This is a genomic window from Herminiimonas sp., from assembly GCF_030655415.1.
In genome coordinates, this window is record NZ_JAURVN010000014.1 from 380,434 (window position 1) to 401,815 (window position 21,382).

The window sequence follows — 21,382 nt, forward strand, 5'->3', positions numbered from 1 at the left end:
AAACTAATTGCCTGCCGCTCGCTGGTGACTTGCAGCTAAACATTGTCATATTTTCCATATTTTCTCTTGCAAAAACGGCGCGTACGCACCATTTAAGCTAAGTATGCAGCTCGGTAAACCACCAGTCTCAATTCGACAGCCTGGGCATGAAACACTTACAATGTCGGTACTTATACGACTTCCGCCATGACTGAAAAAATCATTCCGCTCGCAGACTTGCGTTATCTGAACAAGATACCGGTCATTCCCGCTCGCCTTGAAGCACCCAACGGCTTGCTGGCGGATACCCTCGCGCGCCCACTGCAGGATTTGCGCATCTCGATCACCGATCGCTGTAATTTTCGTTGCGTGTATTGCATGCCGAAAGAAGTGTTCGACAAGGACTACGCTTTCCTGCCGCAGACATCTTTGCTGTCATTTGAAGAAATCACTCGCATCGCTTCTCTGTTCGTTGCGCATGGCGTAGAGAAAATTCGTCTGACCGGCGGTGAACCACTATTGCGCAAGAATGTAGAAAAGCTGATCGAAATGCTCGCCGCATTGCGCACGCCGGATGGCCGCGAACTCGATTTGACCTTGACGACTAATGGCTCATTGTTGGCACGCAAAGCACAGGCTTTGAAAGATGCCGGCCTGAAGCGCGTCACGGTTTCGCTCGATGCGCTGGACGACAAAGTATTCAAGGAAATGAACGACGTTGATTTTGCTGTCTCCGATGTGCTGGAAGGCATAGAAGCAGCGCATCGCGTCGGCCTCGGTCCGATCAAGATCAATATGGTCGTCAAAGGCGGCATGAACGATCAGGAAATCGTGCCGATGGCGCGCCATTTCAAAAACACGCCTTATATCTTGCGCTTCATCGAATACATGGATGTCGGTGCATCGAACGGCTGGAAGATGGATGAAGTGATTCCATCGTCAGAAGTTGTACGCCGCATCAATGCCGAGATGCCACTCGTAGCTGTCGCACCGAATTACACCGGCGAGACAGCAGGCCGTTGGCGCTACGCAGATGGCGGTGGCGAAATCGGTGCAATTTCCAGCGTGACGCAAGCGTTCTGCAGCGACTGCAGCCGCGCACGTCTATCAACTGAAGGCAAGCTCTACACCTGCCTGTTCGCAACCGGCGGTCACGACTTGCGTGCACTGATGCGCAACGATAAAACGGATGAAGAAATTTCCACCGTCATCGCACATATCTGGCGCGCACGCGGCGATCGCTATTCGGAATTGCGCACTGCAAATACCGACGGTTTGAAATCTGATCGCAAAGTCGAGATGTCTTACATCGGCGGCTAAGTATTTCTTAAGCATTCACTCAACTGATCACACAACTGATATCGGAATAATTCACAATATGGATACCAGTCAAATTACCGGACTCATACTCGCAGGTGGACGCGGTACTCGTATGGGCACCGTCGACAAAGGTTTGCAACAATTTCGCGACGCTCCGATGGCCTTGCACGTATTGATGCGCTTCGCCCCCCAAGTCGGCTATGTGATGATCAATGCAAATCAAAACATCGCGCCGTATGAAGGTTTTAGCGTACCGGTTTGGCAAGATGAAATACAAGGATTCGCCGGGCCACTGGCTGGACTACACACCGGCATGATCCATTGCGAAACCGATTATCTGGTGACCGCACCATGCGACTCGCCTTTTTTACCCAAGGATCTGGTTGCGCGTCTGGCTACAGGACTGGAAGAAGAAGATGCCGACCTCGCCGTTGCTGTCACTGGCACCGATGAAACGCGACAGCCGCATCCGGTGTTTTGTCTGGTAAAAGCTTCACTGCTGCCGCACCTGACTTTGTATTTGCAAGAAGGCGGACGCAAGTTCGACAAATGGTATTCATCGCTGAATGTCGCTGAAGTTCACTTCGACGATGAAGATGCCTTCCGCAATATCAATACGCTGGATGATTTGAAAAAATACGAAGCGAGCGCGTAATGAATCTGCGTTACTCACACATCCTGCGCGACGCCAACCTTTTAGATGACGACGATCCTATGTCCAACGATGTTGATTCCAATTTGAATTCAGATACAAAGCCAGTCGGCAACACGCTGTCCAGCGTAATCAGCTGCCTGTCGGATTACGATCCCGATGCATTGCCGGTCGCAGATGCACAAGCCATTATTCGTCAACTGATACAACCTATCAATGCAGTCGAAAAAATCGCCTTGCGCAGCGCGCTGGATCGCATTCTCGCAGCCGATATCGTCTCGCCTATCAATGTGCCGTCGCATGACAATTCAGCGATGGATGGTTATGCCTTGTACGGCAACGATTTAAGCAAAGATCAAGATTTAAAACTCAAGGTCATCGGCACTGCCTACGCGGGCCGTGCTTACGATGGCGTAGTCAACAGCGGCGAATGCGTGCGCATCATGACCGGCGCGGTGATGCCGGCGCAATGCGATACGGTGATTCCACAAGAATTCGTCATCGACGTCAGCGATACCGGCATCACGATTCCAGTCGGCACGGTAAAGACCGGCGACAATCGCCGCCTCAAAGGTGAAGACCTCAAAGTCGGCACACCGGCACTGCAAAAAGGCAAAATTCTGCGTCCGGCGGATCTCGGATTATTGGCATCGCTAGGCATAGGCGAAGTGCCGGTGCAACGTCGCTTGCGCGTCGCCTTTTTCTCGACCGGCGACGAGTTGCGCTCGATAGGTGAAACACTGGATGAAGGCTGCGTCTACGACAGCAATCGCTACACCTTGTACGGCATGTTGAAGCGCCTCGGTTGCGACGTCGTCGATATGGGCGTCATCAAGGATGATCCCGATGTACTCGAAGCTGCGTTCCGCACAGCTTGCGAAAACGCCGATGCCATCATTACCTCCGGCGGCGTATCAGTCGGTGAAGCGGATTACACCAAACAAATGATGGCGCAACTGGGAGATGTCGGCTTTTGGAAAATCGGCATGCGTCCTGGTCGTCCCATGGCCTTCGGCAAAATAGCATCGAACGGCAAAGAGGCGTATCTATTCGGTTTGCCCGGCAATCCGGTTGCGGTGATGGTGACCTTCTATTTCCTCGCACGCCAAGCCTTGCTGCACATGATGGGCGCATCGGCAGTCGAAGCGCCGCCGCTAATGCGCGTCGTATCGCAAGCAGCCATACGTAAACGCCCAGGCCGCACTGAATATCAACGCGGCATCTTGAGCCGCAACAGCGACGGCATACAGCAAGTACGCATCACCGGCTCGCAAGGTTCGGGCGTATTGCGCTCAATGTCAGAAGCCAACTGCATGGTGGTACTGGAACACGATAGAGATGAAGTTAAAGCCGGCGATCTGGTTGATGTGATTCTGTTTGATGGTTTGGTCTAGGTCGCATTAAGCGCTGCGATACAAATTTGCCGAAAGGACTGGCATGAGCAAGAACAAAAGCAAGAGCAAGAAATGCTGCGAGAGCAAAAAGCAATGTAAGAATTGTCCGCTTAGAAAAAAGGCAAACTGAAGCAAGCAAACACCACGTTTGCCTTTTTATTTCCCTCAAGCAAAAGCATGCATTTTCATTTGAGAAATGCAGGCTTTTTCATGCTAAAAAGCAATAATAATTGCATTAAGCAAATCTTCTTTTTGAATTCACAAAAGATCACATTCTTCTTCTCGTTTTTCCAAAATTTCACATGCAAAATGGCAAGACTAGGTCTACTCTAATCATATAAGAAATAAATAACATATCTGTCATCCGCCTTCTATTGCTTTGTGGAAGCACGAACCAAGGGTCGTACCCAATCTTTCATTGAAGCTTGGCAACGCATACAGCACGGATGATTTGGGGAGAATATTATGCACGAGCCCAAGCCTACACACAGCCATCAAGGAACTACCGCTGAGCTCGCCCGCCCGGTCAACATCCCTCCTCGCCCCGCCTTACTTATTGCACTGCAGCGTGAAATCGCGCACGAAGATCCATCCATTAAAAAAATCGTACAACTAGTCCAACGCGATGCCGCTATCGCAGGAAATTTGCTGGCGATTTCAAATTCGGCCATGTTCAATTTGAATCGACACATTGAAAATGTGCAGGACGCGATTACGCTGATCGGCTTGAACAATTGCAACGCGGTGATCACGCGCTTGATGGCCAGACGCGCATTGGCGCATGGCAGGATGATGATGCCGCGCTTTTGGGATGTTTCAGAAAAACGTTCGTGGGGCATGATGTACGTCGCACGTCAGACCACCAAAGTTGCACCTGAACTCGCATACAACTTCGGTCTGTTTTGCGATATCGGCATTCCCCTGATGATGGCGTCTTTCCTCGATTACGGTGACACACTTACCGTCGCGAATCAGCTCGAACACAACGGCTTTATCGAATTGGAAAATTCACGCCACCGCATCAATCATGCGTTGGTTGGCGCGATGCTGGCAGAACACTGGCACGCAGATCCACTGGTCGTGCTTGCGATTAAAAAACATCATTCGTACGAGGTCATGACCGACTCGGCTTTTGCGCCGGCAGTACGCGAAATGATTGCGGTGTTTTGTTTGGTAGATCAGGCGATACAACAGCACAGACATGCGGTGTCGATCGAGTGGCTGGAAGGGGGCGAGATCGCAACCGAAACCTTGGGTTTAACGACTGCCGATGTAGATGATCTTTGTGAAAATCTGAGAGAAAAATTCTTGCTGCCGAATGCTGCTTGAAAACGATTAGGCTCAAGCCATTTGTTGCGTACAGTCTGATTCGATGCACGCAACAAATAGCTTATCTGTTGAGTGATTAAAGCTTGCCGGCTTTCTTCAAGCGATAGTTCAAACCTTCAACGATATCTTTGTGCCCACCTTGCTGTGCAAAATCGACAGCCGTCATTCCCACATCATTCTTCAACGATGCATCTGCGCCCGCATCGAGCAAGGCTTTGACGGTGTAAATATGACCGCCACGTGCGGCCATCATAACCGGCGTGGTTTTGTTTGGTGACGGCGCATCCAGCACAGCGGATTTAGCCAACAACATTTTCACGATGTCGTTATCGCCTATCGCTGCGGCGTAATGCAAAGCCGTCCAGCCTTCCTGATTCACGTTCGCGCCTTTGGCGAGCAAGGCTTCGACCGCAGGCTTGTTGGCTGAATAAGCAGCGATCATTAAGGCTGTGTCGCCGTTATTCGCTCTCAAATTCAAATCGATGCCACGCGCATTCAACAACACAGGAAATACCTTCATCGACTTTTCGCGCAAGGCGAGAATCAGACCGGAATCACCGCGATCAGGCTCAACCGTGTTTGGGTCAAAACCACGCTGCAACAAGGATGTAATCGTCGCCACATCATCCAGCTTGGCCGCCTTGAAATAATCGTCGTAGGCGCCTGCACGGGCCAGCGTCGGCAAACTTGCCATCGCAACCAAGGCAGCCATCGCTTGCAAAACAAGTCTGCGCATGGAATTCGGCTGACCAATCTTTATGTTCATCATTTGTTCACCGCGCAATCTTGAATAAGTTGAAAAAGTTATCAGTCGTTTGCTGCGCAATCTGCTCTACCGGCATGCCCTTCAATGTTGCCAGATATTCCGCCACATGCTTTACCAACGCCGGTTCATTCACTTTGCCGCGATGCGGCACTGGCGCCAGATATGGTGAGTCAGTTTCTATCAACATTAGTTCCAACGGAACTTCGCGTGCGACCGCTTGCAAATCTTTCGCACTCTTGAAAGTAACGATGCCGGAGAACGAAATATAAAATCCCATTTCCATCGCTGCTTTTGCCACGTCCAGTGATTCGGTAAAGCAATGCATCACGCCAGCCGCACCGCCGGCATTCGTACCCGCACCTTCTTCGCGCATGATGCGTATCGTGTCTTCAGAAGCAGCGCGGGTATGAATAATCAGCGGTTTGCCAGTCGCGCGTGAGGCACGAATATGCGTACGGAAGCGTTCGCGCTGCCATTCCAGATCACCTTCCAAACGGTAGTAATCCAAACCGGTTTCACCTATCGCGACGATCTTTGGTCTATCCGACAAGCAAATCAAATCATCGACGGATGGCTCAGGCGTATCTTCATAATCCGGATGCACCCCGACTGAGGCATAGATATTTGGATGGCGTTCAGCCAATTCCAAAACGCTAGGGAAATTGGGTAAATCAACCGACACGCACAAAGCATGGCTGACTTCGTTTTCGGCCATTTTGCCGAGGATTTCCGGCATGCGCGCGGCAAGCTCGGGAAAATTGATGTGACAGTGGGAATCGATATACATAGGGCTGAATTGTACGCGCCAGAAGGTTTTGCTGCGAGCGCCCGTCCTGAAACGAGATCAGCTCGGACAGAATTACTTATGCAAGACGCTTGCCAACGATCACCAAATCGCGCTCAACGCCATCCAGCGTCGCGACGCGCGGCATATTAGCCCAGCGCTCAAAACCGAAACGTTCAAACAGTTTCAAGCTCGGTTCGTTGTGACCAAAAATCAAACCGACCAGCGTATGAACATTCAGAGTTGGTGCAAAAGCAATCGCTGCAGTCAGCAAATAAGCGCCCAAACCTTTGCCACGCGCCTCTTGCGCCAGATAAATTGAAATTTCTGCCGTATGCGAATAAGCAGCGCGTGCATGGAAATTTGAATAAGAGAGCCAACCCAGCATCTGCCCATTTTCTTCCACGACCCAGATAGGCCGTTTATCTGCCGAATGTTCGTTAAACCAGTTCAGGCGTGACGCGACGGTGACAGGCTCAACATCTGCAGTGACCTGACGTGATGGAATGGTGCTGTTGTAGATAGCGACGATGGCTGGCAAATCGTCCAGAGTCGCAAGACGGTGGGAATACTGCACTGCGGATGCTTGAACCGATGACTGACTAAACGACGGTTGAAGAGACATATGGAAAAGCGACGATTCGGCGTTGATATTTCAGTTTGGATACTGCAGTTTTACAGCGTATGCGTAGCTCGCGACGAACCCAGCGCTGCACCGAGTAATTCTTCTATACGCTGCTTGATGCGCGCACCGCTTTCGTCAGCCGAAAACTGCACACCTATACCCTGCGCCTTGTTATTGTTGGCACCAGCGGGGGTGATCCAGGCGATCTTGCCAGCTATCGGATATTTGGTCGGGTCGTCCATCAGCGTCAGGATCAGATAGATTTCGTCTCCGATTTTGTACTGTTTGGTCGATGGCACGAAGATGCCGCCGTTTTGCAAAAATGGCATGTAGGCGGCGTACAGCGCGGATTTTTCCTTGATCGGCAATGACAATACCGACGGCCGACCCACTGCGGGACTTGCTGCTGCGATCGGGGTATCTGCCATCACTAACCTCTCAGGAAAAAAGCGTCGAATAATCCAGCAACATGTCTTCTATGAACAGCTTGGGTGCCAGCGGATGATCAGCAATTACACGCCGCTCATTGACGCTCTTGATTGCTTGCAGCAGCTTGTCGACCTCGACCCTTGCTGCCAAGGCACCCAGTTCTTTTTTGTAACGTGGATAGTACCGGATTGTGCCGGAAAGTTTGACGGAAAGCACGTCATACAGCCAGCGTTGCAACCAGGAGACTAATTCAGGCACTGGCGTTTTCTGCAAACGGTCAGCTGCTTTCAACGCGCCATCGATGCCGGGCTGCGCCAATTGCTGCAAGAATTCATCCATGGTTTCGCGCGTACCGGCTTGCGACGCATCCAAAGCCGTCAGCGGTGCGCCGCCCTGCTCGGCCAGCCAGCCATCCGCATCTTTGACCTGTTGTTCCTTGAGCCACGCCAGCGCTTCGTCTTTGCTTGGCATCGTCAACGCAAATTTACGGCAACGCGACAGGATGGTTGGCAGCAAGCGATCTATGCTATTCGTCACCAGCAAAAACATTGTGCGTGGTGGTGGTTCTTCCAGCATTTTCAGCAAGGAATTTGCGGCTGCAGTATTCAAGGCTTCCGCTGGATACAAAGTAATGACGCGCATGCCGGAGCGATGCGTAGAAATATTCATGAAATCAGACAAGGCGCGCACCTGATCGATCTTGATTTCTTTCGATGGCGCTTTGGTCGATTTGGCTTTCTTGGTTTCCGCTTCGCCCTCCTCGCCTTCTGCACCTTCGCCTTCATCCAAAATTTCCGGACGTACGCGACGATAATCGGGATGACTGTATTGGGTGAACCAGCCGCAAGCGTCACATGTGCCGCAAGCATGTCCATCTGCCGCAGGCGTTTCGCATAGCAGCGATTGTGCGCACGCTTCCGCAAATGCAGTTTTACCTATGCCTTCCGGGCCGTGAAATAAAATTGCGTGCGGCAGTCGTTCGCGCAGTAATTGCCACTGCTGCCAGGATGCGCCTTGCCAGGGTAAAAGAGTATTCAATGAGCCAGTCCTGCAATGATGTCGCGCAACTGATTCTGTATCGCAGCGATAGTTTGCGTTGAATCAATGATGCGAAAACGCTGCGGGAATTCTGCTGCACGGCGTAAATATTCCGCGCGCGTCGCTGCAAAAAAATCCGCTTTCTCTTGCTCGAATTTATCCAGCGTACGGGTCGCATCCAGACGGGCGCGCGCCACATCGAGCGGCACATCAAACAGCAAGGTCAAATCCGGCTGCAGATGCGGATGCACCCATTGCTCCAGCGCGGCGAGCTTTTGTAAATCCAGCTTGCGGCCGCCACCTTGATAGGCAAACGTCGCATCGGTAAAGCGATCCGAGATAACCCAGTCGCCACGTTCCAGCGCCGGCTCTATCACTTGCGCAATATGTTCGCGTCTTGCGGCAAACATCAGCAAGGCTTCCGTTTCCAGATGCATTTTTTCATGCAGAAGAATTGTGCGTAGTGATTCGCCCAAGGTCGTACCGCCGGGTTCGCGCGTCACTACTACGGTCTTTTTGTGCTCACGCAGCAGGTCGGCCACAAACGACAAGTGCGTGGATTTACCCGCGCCATCGATACCTTCAAACGTAATGAATTTTGCTGTCGTCATGCCACTGCCATAAAGATGATTCGAATGTTTATATTACTGATTGCGCTAATAAAATGCTGGCAAAAACTACTTGCGCTGATACTTGTTCACCGCATTATTGTGTGCGTCCAGCGTTGCAGAAAACTGGCTACTGCCATCACCACGTGCGACGAAATATACCGCATCAGTAACTGCCGGATTCATCGCTGCATGCAAGGACTCAGCACCCGGCAAGGAAATCGGCGTAGGCGGCAAACCGACGCGCGTGTAGGTATTGTGTGGTGTATCGGTTAGCAAATCGCGCTTGCGGATATTGCCTTGATAGCTATCGCCCATGCCATAGATAACCGTCGGATCAGTTTGCAGCAACATGCCTTGGCGCAAACGATTGACGAATACGCCAGCGATCATCGTGCGCTCAGACTTCTTGCCGGTTTCTTTTTCGACGATGGATGCCATGATCAAGGCTTCATACGGCGATGCATACGGCGACTTTGGATCACGCGCTAGCCACGCTTCATTCAGGCGCTTGAGCATCAAGCTATGCGCCTGTTTATAAATTTGCAAATCACTGGAATTCTTCGCGAACATATACGTGTCCGGCGCAAATAAACCTTCCGGCTTGGTGTAATCGCTGGATATCTTGGCCATCAGTTCTTGATCGGACAACGCTGCGGTATCGTGTTTCAGCGAAGGATGCGCGTTAATCGCTTGACGCATTTGCTTGAAGTTCCAGCCTTCGATGACGGTCAATGCTTCTTGTGCAAACTCGCCACGCACCAGCTGGCTGACCAAACCACGCGGCGTCGTGCCCGGCTTCAGCTCGTAAGTCCCGGCTTTCAATTTGGTGCTATTGCCCGTCACTTGCGCCAGCACCACCATCAACATGGGCTGCACCGGCACCAGGGCTTCATCGATCTGCTGCATGCTGCTTCTCAGACTACTGCCTGGAGCAATCGTGAATTCTATCGATGGATGGCCTTCGTCAATGATGGGTTTCTCTGCCCAAAACATGAACGATGCGCCAGCAATGATTGCCAGCAGAAAAGTCCGCCTTAATAATTTTTTCATTAAAACAAGGTCTCGCTAGAATCAAACGCAAATCGGGAATGATCGGACGCGTTTTTCTCACGCCACTATAATCAAAGGCTAATGATAATGGCTGAAGCAGTTTTTGCCTTGATTTTTTGCTCTAATTTATTGATCGAATCTATGACTACATGGTTGAAATTTCTTGCTGAACAGGGTGCGCAATTGAGTGCACCTGCCAGCGAAGACGCGGCATCCGAAGTACTGTTCTTCGGCACGGATGCCTCCGTAGCAACGGCTAGAGACAATTTTGTCGCGCCGCTTACCCACCTAGGCCTGATCGCCGCGGTCGGCGACGATGCCGCTCATTTTTTGCATAGTCAACTTACTAACGACGTCGAACATCTCAGCATTGATGAAGCGCGTCTGGCCGGTTATTGCTCACCCAAAGGTCGTTTACTGGCGAGTATGCTGATCTGGAAAACTGCTGACGGCGTCATGCTGCAATTGCCACGTGAAATCCAGGCTACGGTACAAAAACGCCTGCAAATGTTTGTAATGCGCGCGAAAGCCAAACTGAGCGAAGTCACGCAAAATCAAGTCATGCTTGGTTTATCCGGCCCTGCGGCAGCGACCGCTTTGATGCCTTGGTTCCCGACTTTGCCGATCGCAATTTACGGCAAGATAGAAACCGAAGCCGGCACGCTGATCCGTCATCCAAATGCGTTTGAAGTCCCGCGTTACCAATGGATCACGACCGAAGCGCAAGCTATCGAAGCATGGCCAATGCTGACAAAAATTCTGCAAGCCAGCGGAGCAGCAGCGTGGCGTCTGGCAGAAATCGATGGCGGCGTGCCGCACATCACGACAGTGACGCAAGAAAAATTCGTCCCGCAAATGATCAATTTTGAATTGATAGGCGGCGTCAATTTTAAAAAAGGTTGCTACCCGGGCCAGGAAATCGTCGCCCGCAGCCAGTACCTCGGCAAGCTCAAACGTCGCATGATGCACGCTAGCGTCACGGCCGAAAATGCGGTACCAGGCACAGAAATTTTTTCGATTAACGATCCAGAACAACCATGCGGCATGGTCGTCAATGCCGAGCGCAGCAATGCGCAGGAAATTGATTTGCTGGTTGAGATCAAACTGGCTGCAGCCGAATCTGAGGTCCGCCTCGGCTCGGCGACTGGTCCGGTATTGTCCTTCCAAGCTTTGCCGTATCTACTCACGGATCCGGTTTAATTTCACGGTACGAGCGCTACGCACATGGATCTCTACGTTTATTACCGAGTGCAAGTTGCAGACGCTGCGGTGTTCCTGACAAAAATTACCGAGATGCAGGATAATCTCAGTCGTGAATACGGCGTCCGTACCGCGCTCAAGCGCCGCCCTGAAGAACAGGATGGTTTGCATACGTGGATGGAAGTATATCTGGAGGTCGCGGAAGGTTTTGAAGCGACGCTGGAACAAACCGTTGCGAGTAGTCAGTTACCGAGCATGATTGCCGGCAAACGCCACGTGGAACATTTTCTGGATTTAACTTTATGTGCTTGATCGTTTTTGCCTGGCAAGTCATACCGAATATGCCGCTGCTCGCAGCAGGCAATCGTGACGAGTTCTACGATAGGCCTGCCAGTCCTGCCGATTGGTGGCACGACCATCCGCAAATTTACGCAGGTCGCGACTTGCAAGGTGGCGGCACCTGGATGGGCGTAACGCGCGAAGGACGCTTCGCAGCAATTACCAATATTCGAGCACCATCTGAAATGCGCAGCGATGCACCGACACGCGGCAATCTGGTGTTGAATTATCTGGCGGGTGAAATGACACCGGCCGACTACATCGAGGAAATTTCTGCCTACGCCGCTGACTACAATGGCTTCAATCTATTGGTCGGCAATACCAGTGAGTTGATCTGGTATTCGAATCGCGGTGAAAAAGATGAGCGCAACGGCAAGCCGCTCAAACAAGGCATGTACGGTTTATCGAACTCGCTACTTGATTGTGCATGGCCCAAGGTTGTCAGCACCAAGGCAGAATTTGCCAGTTTGTTGTGTCAGGGCGCGCCTGAAGATGCTTTCTTTGAAATGCTGTCGGATACAACCTCTGCCTCCGATTGCCGCTTACCAAAAACTGGCGTGAGTCTGGAACGTGAACGATTGCTATCGGCAGTCTGCATTGAATCGGCTGATTACGGCACGCGCGTTTCGACACTCGTCAAACTGCAAAACGGCCAGCCACCGGTGTTGATTGAACGTCCTACAGTGGCGATGCCACCGATGCCAGAACGTGCACCGCATCGCGGACAATGTACTAAGGGATTTTGAAGCGCACTTGTCTGTATCTGATAAGCGGCGACCGCACTTTAGTTAGTATTTCATCTTGATCACCGACCAGGCTTTGCTCCTTTCGTCGGCACATCAGAACCCTACAATTATTTCGCCAGTTTCGCCTTCAGCAACTCTCGTATGTGTGGCACTTCCTCGTACGGATCGTAGGGATTACGCTGTTGCAGAATATCTTCCATCCGCTTGCGCGCATTGATCAGTGATGCCGGTTCGGAAAAAATATAAAACTGATCATCGCGCACTGCATCGAAGGTCCATTCAGCAATCTGTGCCGCTGAAATTTTTCCCGATATCACTGCTTTTTCAGAAAATGATTGTGCCGCTCGCTGGCTGACTGTCGGCGCTGCTTCGTTATGCATTTCATCCGGGCGATTGCGCTCTGATTGATGAATAGCAGTCGGCACAAAAAATGGACATAACACTGAAGTACTGATCGCCGACGTCACCAAATGCAAGTCTTGATACAAGGTTTCTGTCAGCGAAACAACGGCATTTTTGGATACGTTATAAATCCCCATCGTCGGTGCATTCTGCAAACCGGCGACCGATGCGGTGTTGACGATATGACCTTCGTAGGATGGATCGCGCTTCGCGCATTCCAGCATCAGCGGCGTAAAGATACGTACACCGTGAATTACGCCGAACAGATTAACGCCCAGTACCCAATCCCAATCCGCTTCAGAGTTTTCCCAAATCAGACCGCCACCAGCAACACCTGCATTATTAAATAACAGATGAACCGCGCCGAAGCGTGCCGTCGTCGCGTCAGCCAAGGCTTGCATTTGTTCAGCATTGCTGACATCGCAATGCACTGCCAACACTTGTGCGCCTTGCTCCAGCAATTCCGCCTCAGCCTTTTGCAAGGCATCTTGCTGTACATCCGCCAGCACCAGCTTCATGCCGAGGCGCGCGCCCAGATTCGCGAACTCGCGACCAAAGCCGCTAGCCGCGCCGGTGATCACGGCAACTCTGTCCTGAAATTGTTTCATGCCTGCTTTCGATTTACAGATGGAGAAAAACTTGGATAAAAATAAGAGTTAAGTTGAACTCAATTTTTTTGCGACATCGGTGCGACGCAGGAACTTGAAAGTACCCGAAGCTTTGGCCACCAGCTTGTCGCCATTCCACAATTCGCCTTCGCAAAAATAAATGCTGGTCGACGCATGCGCGACCTTGCCCTTTGCGATCAGACGACAGCCTTCGTAACCGCCGGGCTGCATGAAGCTGGTTTTCATTTCTATCGTAACGCCACCGCGAATATCCGGTTCCATCGAACGTCCTGCCAGGGACATGACGTTATCCAGCATCGTCATGATCACGCCACCATGCGCAACTTGCCAGCCATTCAGATGGCAAGCCTGCAAGATCAATGCGACTTGCGCCTGGCCACCGCCGGATTCAATCACTTGAATACCCAGTTCTTGCAAAAACGGGATGGTTGGTAAAGCAGCGGATGTGCTCAATGGATTCGTCATCTGGATTTCTTCTATTACAAATGGCGTCATTTTAAGCCATCCGCGTTTCGCTTAAGGATTGTTCTTCAATTAGTCAGTGTTGATAGCCACAGCAGACAACGTTAAAAGAACTTCAAGCACACTATTCATGATCATCTTCATTACATACGCAATGTATTCATTCCAATTTTTTTTATGCTGCAATGCAAAATCGATACATGGAATATGTAAGCGCTATGTAAGCTTGCGCAAGCATCGCGTAAGGTTTGGGTCGCACACTCGGGACGCTTAGCCAATACAAGGAATGTGCCACTGCATTCTATTAATAATTTTAAGGAGACGAGCATGGCCACAGTATCTACAGCCGGTCGCAGCATCACTCCAGAAGAACGGAAAGTTATTTTCGCTTCTTCCCTGGGGACCGTATTTGAATGGTATGACTTTTACCTGTACGGTTCGTTAGCTGCCATTATCGCCAAGCAGTTCTTTGCTGGCACCGATCCAAACACCGCTTTCATTTTCGCACTGCTCGCCTTCGCGGCCGGCTTTATCGTGCGACCGTTCGGCGCGATCGTCTTCGGTCGTCTGGGCGATATGATTGGTCGCAAATACACTTTCCTCGTCACCATCGTGATCATGGGCGCATCCACGTTTATCGTTGGTCTGCTGCCTAATTACAACTCGATCGGTATTGCTGCTCCTATCATCCTGATCATCCTGCGTATTTTGCAAGGTCTGGCTCTGGGTGGCGAATACGGTGGCGCAGCAACTTACGTCGCTGAACATGCACCGCACGACAAGCGCGGCGCGTTCACATCGTGGATTCAAACCACAGCAACCATGGGTCTGTTCATGTCGCTGCTGGTGATTCTGGGTACACGTACTGCAATCGGCGAAGAAGCATTTGCTGATTGGGGCTGGCGCATTCCGTTCTTGCTGTCGATTTTCATGCTGGGCATTTCGGTCTGGATTCGTTTGTCCATGGCTGAATCACCTGCCTTCCTGAAAATGAAAGCAGAAGGCAAAACTTCTAAAGCACCTTTGACCGAAGCATTCGGCCAATGGAAAAACTTGAAGATCGTTATTCTGGCGCTGGTTGGTTTGACAGCTGGTCAAGCGGTCGTTTGGTACACAGGTCAGTTCTACGCATTGTTCTTCCTGACGCAAACGCTGAAGGTCGATGGCCCAACCGCCAACATCCTGATCGCAGCATCCTTGTTGCTGGCAACACCGTTCTTCGTGATCTTTGGTTCGCTGTCCGACAAAATCGGCCGCAAACCTATCATCATGGCTGGTTGCCTGATCGCAGCGCTGACTTACTTCCCTATCTTCAGCGGCTTGACACACTATGCCAATCCAGCACTGGAAGCAGCATTGAAAAATGCACCAGTGGTCGTGACAGCTGATCCTGCAACTTGCCAATTCCAGTTCAACCCAACCGGCACCAAAAAATTCACTTCGTCATGCGACATCGTGAAGGGCAAACTGGCTGCAGCTTCGGTTGCTTACTCGAACGTAGATGCACCAGCAGGGACAGTTGCAACGGTTAAAGTTGGCGACACAGTGATCACGTCTTACGACGCGAACGGCTTGTCGAAAGCAGACGCTGATGCAAAAGGTAAAGCTTTCTCGAAAGAGTTGGCTGATGCGATCAAGGCTGCCGGTTATCCAACCAAGGCTGATTCTTCGCAAATCAATTACCCTATGACCTTGCTGTTGCTGTTCATCCTCGTGATTTACGTCACCATGGTGTATGGCCCGATCGCAGCGATGCTGGTGGAAATGTTCCCAACCCGCATTCGTTACACATCAATGTCCTTGCCATACCACATCGGTAACGGCTGGTTCGGCGGCTTGCTGCCAACCACAGCGTTTGCTCTGGTTGCATTCAAAGGCGATATTTACTACGGCCTCTGGTATCCAATCATCATCGCGTTGATCACCTTTGTCGTCGGTATGCTTTTCGTTAGAGAAACCAAAGACAACGATATCTACGCAAACGACTAAACGCATAAGTATTTCGTTCGAGAAATTCTCGAATAAAGAACTGCCAGATAATTTCTGGCAGTTTTTTTTTGATCAGTCGATTAGCGTTATTTACTCTTAAAAAACGCAGCTAGTATGTAATTTGCCCTGTCCAAACTGATCAAGATTTGTTATTGTCTGTATGCCAATAAAGACCTTCTCAAAAACAATCAGAACGCCCTTCACGTTCACAGAATCCCGTCATGATTAAAAGCAATAAAACTCCTCGCATCGGCACGCCCTTATCTTCCACCGCCACCAAAGTCATGTTGCTCGGCTCTGGCGAACTCGGCAAAGAAGTCATTATTTCTCTGCAACGTTTGGGCGTTGAAGTGATTGCAGTAGACCGTTACGCCAATGCGCCCGGCCATCAAGTCGCGCATCGTTCTTTCGTGATTGATATGACAGACGGCGTTGCTCTCGCAGAATTGATCAATCAAGAAAAACCGGATTTGATCGTGCCGGAAATCGAAGCCATCGCGACCACTGCTTTAATGGAAATGGAAAATGCCGGCATCGTCCGCGTGATCCCCACCGCACGCGCTGCATGGCTCACGATGGACAGAGAAGGCATACGTCGTCTGGCCGCTGAAGAACTCGGTGTCGCCACCTCGCCCTATCGCTTCGCCGACAGCTTGAAAGAACTCAAAGCCGGCGCAGCAGAAATCGGCTTCCCTTGCGTCGTCAAACCGGTGATGTCTTCGTCCGGCAAAGGTCAGTCCAAACTGAACAGCATTGATGATGTGGAGGCAGCGTGGGATTGCGCTGCATCCGGTGGCCGCGTCGACTCAGGACGCTTAATCGTCGAAGGCTTCATCGATTTCGATTATGAAATCACCTTGCTGACAGTGCGTGCAATCGGTGCCGATGGCGAAGTTCATACGCATTTCTGCGAGCCTATCGGCCACGTACAAGTCAATGGCGATTATGTCGAATCATGGCAGCCGCAAGTCATGCATCCAGGCGCATTGCAAAAAGCCCACGACATCGCAAAGAAAGTTACCGACAATCTCGGTGGCTTGGGCCTATTCGGTGTCGAACTATTCGTCAAGCACGATATGGTTTGGTTCTCGGAAGTCAGCCCGCGTCCGCATGACACCGGCATGGTCACCATGGCCAGCCAGGAACAAAGTGAATTCGAATTACACGCCAAAGCCATCCTCGGCTTACCCATCAATGTAGCGATGAAAACGCCGGCTGCTTCAGCGGTCATTTACGGTCAGCACGATGCCAAGGTTGTCGCTTTCGAAGACGTGGCAGAAGCGCTATGCATACCCGGCACCGACGTGCGCCTGTTTGGCAAACCTGAATCGTTTGCACGCCGTCGCATGGGTGTAGCGCTGGCTGGCGCAGCAGATGTAGAGACGGCGCGTACCAATGCCAAAGCTGCCGCAGCGAAGATCAAACCGGTAGTGCCAAACTAATGAAGGAAACACGCCTGCGTGCCATCAACGTATTCGCAGGGAGCGATATTTTTCGTACCGCATCCCTGCTGTTGTATGCCACCTTGGTGTTCCATGTTGTCCTGCTGATTTACGCCAAGCATCTGTCTTTATCACAGAGTGGCATGCTGGCCGCAGTACTTCTCACCGCACTACTCTCGCTCGCCTTCATACGTTACTTTTGGCTGCGTACAGCAATTCTGCTGGATGAAAAATTCCTGCTGTGTGAAGTGACGGTTGCCACCTTCGCCATCGCAACGCTCTCTACACAAAATGCTGCAATGCCGGCTTTACCTATGCCGTGGTTGATTGCGATTGCTGGCGTTTTTCCCTTGGTTTTGCGCAATCGCATTGCGATGGTCGTGATTGCAGTCCTGGCTTTTATCGGTTACCGTATCAACGTGCATCTGGGCGTCACGATAGGTGACTGGTTGCCCGAACTATTTGCGACTATCTGCATAGGCTGGCTCGCCTTGGTACTCGCAAAAACACTGGACATCAATCGCGCTGCCTTGAGTCAGGCACGCACCAACGAGCGCCGCTTCAATGCGATTGCACGCGTAACTCGCCACATCTTCATCATCACCGACGCCGATTATCAAATCAAGTTTGCCAATCCTGCACTGCAGGAAGTCATAGGCTACGATCAGGAAGAAATCATCCGTGATGGTTTGCAAGCAGTACTGCATCCGGACGATGAAGAAGAACACAAGAAAAAACTGCGCCATTTGCGTGACACGCCACACAGCACGATATTCTCGCGCCATCGCACTCAGCATAAAGATGGTCATTGGGTCTGGCTGGAAACGCGCGGCTATAACATGCTGCACGATTCAGCCATCAACGGACTCATATTCAGCCTGGAAGACATTACGCTGCGCAAAGACGTTGAGCTGAAGTTGCAGGAAGAAACCGCCATGCTACGCGCAGTGCTTGATCTCAATCCATCGATGATTTACGTGAAGGATAGAGATGGTCATTTCACCATCAGCAATCAGGTTTTTCAAAAGCATTTTGGCTACGCTAGCGAAGATGAATTGCGCGGCAAAACTGTCTACGATATCTGTCTGAAAATGGCGAATGCCAATGACGAATTCAGTCCCCAGCAAATCGCTGACGACCTTCAGCAGCAAGATTTGCAAGTTATGCAAACCGGTGTGCCATTGCAGGATATGGAAATGCCAGGCTTCTGGCATAGCGATATGCATCTGTGGTTCCACACCAGCAAATATCCTTTACGCGATGCCAAGGGCGAAATAATCGGTATCCTCGGCGTTACTCGCGACATCACCAAACGCAAGACTACTGAAACGCAAATCGAATATCAGGCAATGCATGACATGCTGACCGATTTGCCGAATCGTCGCTATCTGGTCAACACGCTTGCTGCGGCAATGGAAGTCAGTCGCCAACGACAATCCAGTCTGACCATGCTGTTCTGCGATCTGGATTTCTTCAAGAGCGTCAACGACACGCATGGCCACGACTTCGGCGATCAATGTCTGATTGAAATCAGCAAGCGCATCATGAGTGTCTTGCCGGCCACCGATTTCGTTGCACGTTTTGGCGGCAATGAATTCGTCATCCTGACCAACTCATCTCTGGCCGAAGCCAGCGTCAAGGCCAACGCCATCACGCGTGCTGTTTCCGAACAACTGATCTTCGACAATATCGCGGTCAAGATTCAAACCAGTATCGGCATTGCGCAGTTGAGCCCTGATCATGTCGTGCCTGCTGACTTGATACGTGACGCAGATGCAGCAATGTATCAAGCCAAAGAACGCGGTCGCAATCGCGCAGAAATTTACGATGCAGCATTACAAAGCAAATCTGCCAAACATGCGCGTATGGATGTGGCTTTGCGTTTTGCGCTGGAACGTAATGAGCTATCGGTCGCCTATCAACCGAAGGTCTCGCTGGCTGATGGCAGCGTCAAGGGATTTGAATTACTGCTGCGCTGGAACAGTCCTGAGTACGGCGTAATCTCGCCTAACGAGTTCATCCCGATTGCCGAAACCTCAGGCATGGTCGTGCCTATCGGCATGTGGGCGATGGAGCAAGCTTGCAAACAACTCGCAACGTGGCAGGCTAGTTATCCTGCGATGGGTGACATCACCCTTGCAGTGAATGTCTCGATGCGGCAATTGCTGCACACTTCTTTCTTCACTCAAGTACGCGACATTCTTAATAGCAGCGGCGTGATTCCGCGCACGATAGAACTTGAGCTGACCGAAACGTCTGCCATGGCGAATCCTTTGCAAACGATAGAGAATCTATCGCTGCTGAAAAAACTCGGCTTGCGTTTGGCACTAGATGATTTTGGTACGGGCTACTCTTCGCTGGCTTATCTGCAGAAGTTACCGATCGACATATTGAAAATCGACAAGGCCTTTGTGCATGGGCTGGATACCAAACAAAGCGATAGAGAAATTATTCGTCTAGTGATGGCGCTGGCACAAACGCTGAATCTGCAAACCATAGCCGAAGGCGTAGAGACGCCAGGCCATATTCGTGAATTGAAAAAATTGGGGTGCAATCTGGGACAAGGCTTTTTGTTCTCGCCACCGCTGTCAGCCGAAGAAGCAGAAACGCTGATCTGTTCTTCTCACCGCTTCCCGCTAGACTGATCTTTAGTGCATTCAAGATATGAATACGAAGCTGCAATACGAAGTCTGCGAGATGAAATTGTAATGCGAAATTTCTAATACGAAGTTTGTAATGCAAATCTTGTAAAACGTTAAGCAAAAAAAGCGGCGCTTAAAGATGAATTTCCATCCCTAAGTGCCACTCGTACTAATCAAACATCCAGCTTGGTATTCGTCAGATCAAGTATCTTCTCCGGCTCGCTTGCAGCTACCGCAGTTTCGTTATTCAACTGCGCCTGCAAGACATCCATATCCAGTTCATTGACCCACTTCGCAACTACCAAAGTAGCAACGCCGTTGCCGATGGTATTGGTCAACGCGCGTGCTTCTGACATGAATCTATCTATCCCCAATATCAATGCAAGCCCTGCAACCGGCACGTGACCAACGGCCGATAAAGTTGCCGCCAATACGATGAAGCCACTACCAGTAATCCCCGCAGCGCCCTTGGAGGTCAGCAGCAGAACCCCGAGCAGAGTAACTTGCTGCATCAAGCTCATAGGCGTGTTGGTTGCCTGCGCGATAAACACGGCAGCCATCGTTAGATAAATTGCTGTGCCATCGAGGTTGAAGGAATAACCAGTTGGAATCACAAGGCCAACGACTGACTTCTTAGCGCCCAGATTTTCCATCTTGGCGATCATGCGTGGCAAAACGGATTCCGATGAAGAGGTACCAAGCACGATCAGCAATTCTTCCTTGATGTACTTAACGAACTTCCAGATGCTGAAGCCATGCAGACGCGTGACGATACCCAGTATCACGAAGATGAAGAACAGACAGGTCAGATAGAACGCACCCATCATCTTGCCCAGCGACAGCAAGGAACTGATGCCGTACTTGCCGATGGTGAATGCCATCGCACCGAATGCGCCTATAGGTGCAGCCTTCATGATGAAGCCGACGATCGCAAACAGAACGTGCGAAATTTTTTCGATGAAATCAAATATCATCGTGCCGCGCCCGCCGAATTTATGCAGCGCAAAGCCAAACAAGACAGACACCAATAACACTTGCAACACATCGCCCTTGGCAAATGCATCGACCATGCTGACCGGAATAATGTGTAGCAAAAAGTCAGTGACGGTTTCCAGTTTGCCTGGGGCTGTATAGCTGGCAATGCTGGCAATATCAAGTGTATTGACATCGACGTTCATCCCCACGCCCGGCTTCAAGACGTTGACGATGATCAGGCCGACTAACAAGGCTAGCGTACTCATGATTTCAAAATAAAGTAGCGCGAGACCGCCCGTCTTGCCGACTTTTTTCATGTCTTCCATGCCGGCAATACCGATCACGACCGTACAAAAAATCACCGGTGCGATAATCATTTTTATCAGTTTGATAAAGCCGTCGCCGAGCGGCTTCATTGCGGTGCCGCTTTCCGGGTAAAAATTACCGAGCAATACCCCGACAACGATGGCGAAAATAACTTGTACGTACAAGGATTTATAAAATGGCTGCTTATGCATTTTTCTACTCTTTAATTAACAGGATCGTCAGCTGTCCAGGCAGACATCCCTTTGTTGATAG

20 protein-coding genes are annotated in these 21,382 nt (G+C 50.8%); 10 read left to right on the top strand and 10 right to left on the bottom strand.

Features of this window, described 5'->3' with window-relative positions; genetic code table 11:
• Positions 1–186 precede the first annotated feature (186 nt).
• The 4 genes from moaA to Q7T66_RS10970 all read left to right on the top strand — a co-directional run bounded on the left by moaA (position 187) and on the right by Q7T66_RS10970 (position 4,674).
• A complete protein-coding gene (moaA, locus tag Q7T66_RS10955) occupies positions 187–1,299 on the top strand; it encodes a GTP 3',8-cyclase MoaA (protein ID WP_304933375.1) in 1,113 nt (370 codons plus the stop codon).
• Positions 1,300–1,357: 58 nt separating this feature from the next.
• Positions 1,358–1,954, top strand: coding sequence for a molybdenum cofactor guanylyltransferase MobA (gene mobA, locus Q7T66_RS10960; protein ID WP_304933376.1), 597 nt, complete (start codon positions 1,358–1,360; stop codon positions 1,952–1,954).
• A 59-nt stretch (positions 1,955–2,013) separates the two neighbouring features.
• Positions 2,014–3,345 (top strand): gephyrin-like molybdotransferase Glp, encoded by a 1,332-nt coding sequence (gene glp, locus Q7T66_RS10965; RefSeq protein WP_304933754.1) that lies wholly within the window; start codon positions 2,014–2,016, stop codon positions 3,343–3,345.
• A 465-nt stretch (positions 3,346–3,810) separates the two neighbouring features.
• Positions 3,811–4,674 carry an HDOD domain-containing protein gene (locus Q7T66_RS10970; protein ID WP_304933377.1) on the top strand — a complete coding sequence of 288 codons (864 nt, stop codon included), beginning with the start codon at positions 3,811–3,813 and terminating at the stop codon, positions 4,672–4,674.
• 76 nt (positions 4,675–4,750) lie between these two features.
• On the opposite strand, the gene Q7T66_RS10975 is transcribed toward Q7T66_RS10970, so the two are convergent.
• From Q7T66_RS10975 to mltG, 7 genes are all read right to left on the bottom strand, one after another.
• Positions 4,751–5,410: an ankyrin repeat domain-containing protein gene (locus Q7T66_RS10975; RefSeq protein ID WP_304933378.1), complete on the bottom strand. Its 660-nt coding sequence runs from the start codon at positions 5,408–5,410 to the stop codon at positions 4,751–4,753.
• A gap of 37 nt (positions 5,411–5,447) precedes the next feature.
• Positions 5,448–6,227 carry a TatD family hydrolase gene (locus Q7T66_RS10980; RefSeq protein WP_304933379.1) on the bottom strand — a complete coding sequence of 260 codons (780 nt, stop codon included), beginning with the start codon at positions 6,225–6,227 and terminating at the stop codon, positions 5,448–5,450.
• Positions 6,228–6,303: 76 nt separating this feature from the next.
• Entirely contained in the window at positions 6,304–6,849 is a 546-nt protein-coding gene (locus tag Q7T66_RS10985; RefSeq protein WP_370691643.1) for an N-acetyltransferase family protein, read from the bottom strand.
• A gap of 50 nt (positions 6,850–6,899) precedes the next feature.
• Positions 6,900–7,277 (bottom strand): PilZ domain-containing protein, encoded by a 378-nt coding sequence (locus tag Q7T66_RS10990; protein WP_304933381.1) that lies wholly within the window; start codon positions 7,275–7,277, stop codon positions 6,900–6,902.
• 10 nt (positions 7,278–7,287) lie between these two features.
• A complete protein-coding gene (locus Q7T66_RS10995) occupies positions 7,288–8,316 on the bottom strand; it encodes a DNA polymerase III subunit delta' (protein WP_304933382.1) in 1,029 nt (342 codons plus the stop codon).
• Positions 8,313–8,927, bottom strand: coding sequence for a dTMP kinase (gene tmk, locus Q7T66_RS11000; protein WP_304933383.1), 615 nt, complete (start codon positions 8,925–8,927; stop codon positions 8,313–8,315). The genes Q7T66_RS10995 and tmk overlap by 4 nt, the downstream gene beginning before the upstream one ends.
• Before the next feature lie 66 nt (positions 8,928–8,993).
• Complete coding sequence (gene mltG / locus Q7T66_RS11005; RefSeq protein WP_304933384.1) at positions 8,994–9,977, bottom strand: endolytic transglycosylase MltG; 984 nt, start codon at positions 9,975–9,977, stop codon at positions 8,994–8,996.
• Positions 9,978–10,118: 141 nt separating this feature from the next.
• Between mltG and Q7T66_RS11010 the strand changes: the two genes are divergently transcribed.
• Genes Q7T66_RS11010 through Q7T66_RS11020 form a run of 3 tightly spaced genes read left to right on the top strand, consistent with a single transcriptional unit; the run spans position 10,119 to position 12,262 of the window.
• The gene (locus Q7T66_RS11010; protein ID WP_304933755.1) at positions 10,119–11,177 is read left to right on the top strand and encodes a folate-binding protein YgfZ; all 1,059 of its coding nucleotides are present in this window, start codon (positions 10,119–10,121) and stop codon (positions 11,175–11,177) included.
• A 24-nt stretch (positions 11,178–11,201) separates the two neighbouring features.
• A complete protein-coding gene (locus tag Q7T66_RS11015; protein ID WP_304933385.1) occupies positions 11,202–11,489 on the top strand; it encodes a DUF4936 family protein in 288 nt (95 codons plus the stop codon).
• Positions 11,480–12,262 carry an NRDE family protein gene (locus Q7T66_RS11020; protein WP_304933386.1) on the top strand — a complete coding sequence of 261 codons (783 nt, stop codon included), beginning with the start codon at positions 11,480–11,482 and terminating at the stop codon, positions 12,260–12,262. Before Q7T66_RS11015 ends, Q7T66_RS11020 begins: the two co-directional genes overlap by 10 nt.
• A gap of 107 nt (positions 12,263–12,369) precedes the next feature.
• On the opposite strand, the gene Q7T66_RS11025 is transcribed toward Q7T66_RS11020, so the two are convergent.
• Together Q7T66_RS11025 and Q7T66_RS11030 are read right to left on the bottom strand one after the other, a co-directional pair.
• Positions 12,370–13,272: an SDR family oxidoreductase gene (locus Q7T66_RS11025; protein ID WP_304933387.1), complete on the bottom strand. Its 903-nt coding sequence runs from the start codon at positions 13,270–13,272 to the stop codon at positions 12,370–12,372.
• A gap of 48 nt (positions 13,273–13,320) precedes the next feature.
• On the bottom strand, positions 13,321–13,758 hold the full coding sequence (locus tag Q7T66_RS11030; RefSeq protein ID WP_304933756.1) for a PaaI family thioesterase: 438 nt from the start codon (positions 13,756–13,758) through the stop codon (positions 13,321–13,323).
• A 324-nt stretch (positions 13,759–14,082) separates the two neighbouring features.
• On the opposite strand from Q7T66_RS11030, the gene Q7T66_RS11035 reads away from it, so the two are divergent.
• From Q7T66_RS11035 to Q7T66_RS11045, 3 genes are all read left to right on the top strand, one after another.
• Positions 14,083–15,744 carry an MFS transporter gene (locus Q7T66_RS11035; RefSeq protein ID WP_304933388.1) on the top strand — a complete coding sequence of 554 codons (1,662 nt, stop codon included), beginning with the start codon at positions 14,083–14,085 and terminating at the stop codon, positions 15,742–15,744.
• Between the two features lie 221 nt (positions 15,745–15,965).
• Positions 15,966–17,186, top strand: coding sequence for a formate-dependent phosphoribosylglycinamide formyltransferase (purT, locus tag Q7T66_RS11040; RefSeq protein WP_304933389.1), 1,221 nt, complete (start codon positions 15,966–15,968; stop codon positions 17,184–17,186).
• Positions 17,186–19,831, top strand: a complete 2,646-nt coding sequence (locus Q7T66_RS11045) for a bifunctional diguanylate cyclase/phosphodiesterase (protein ID WP_304933390.1) — start codon at positions 17,186–17,188, stop codon at positions 19,829–19,831. The genes purT and Q7T66_RS11045 overlap by 1 nt, the downstream gene beginning before the upstream one ends.
• A 170-nt stretch (positions 19,832–20,001) precedes the next feature.
• On the opposite strand, the gene Q7T66_RS11050 is transcribed toward Q7T66_RS11045, so the two are convergent.
• A complete protein-coding gene (locus Q7T66_RS11050; protein WP_304933391.1) occupies positions 20,002–21,321 on the bottom strand; it encodes a dicarboxylate/amino acid:cation symporter in 1,320 nt (439 codons plus the stop codon).
• Positions 21,322–21,382 lie beyond the last annotated feature (61 nt).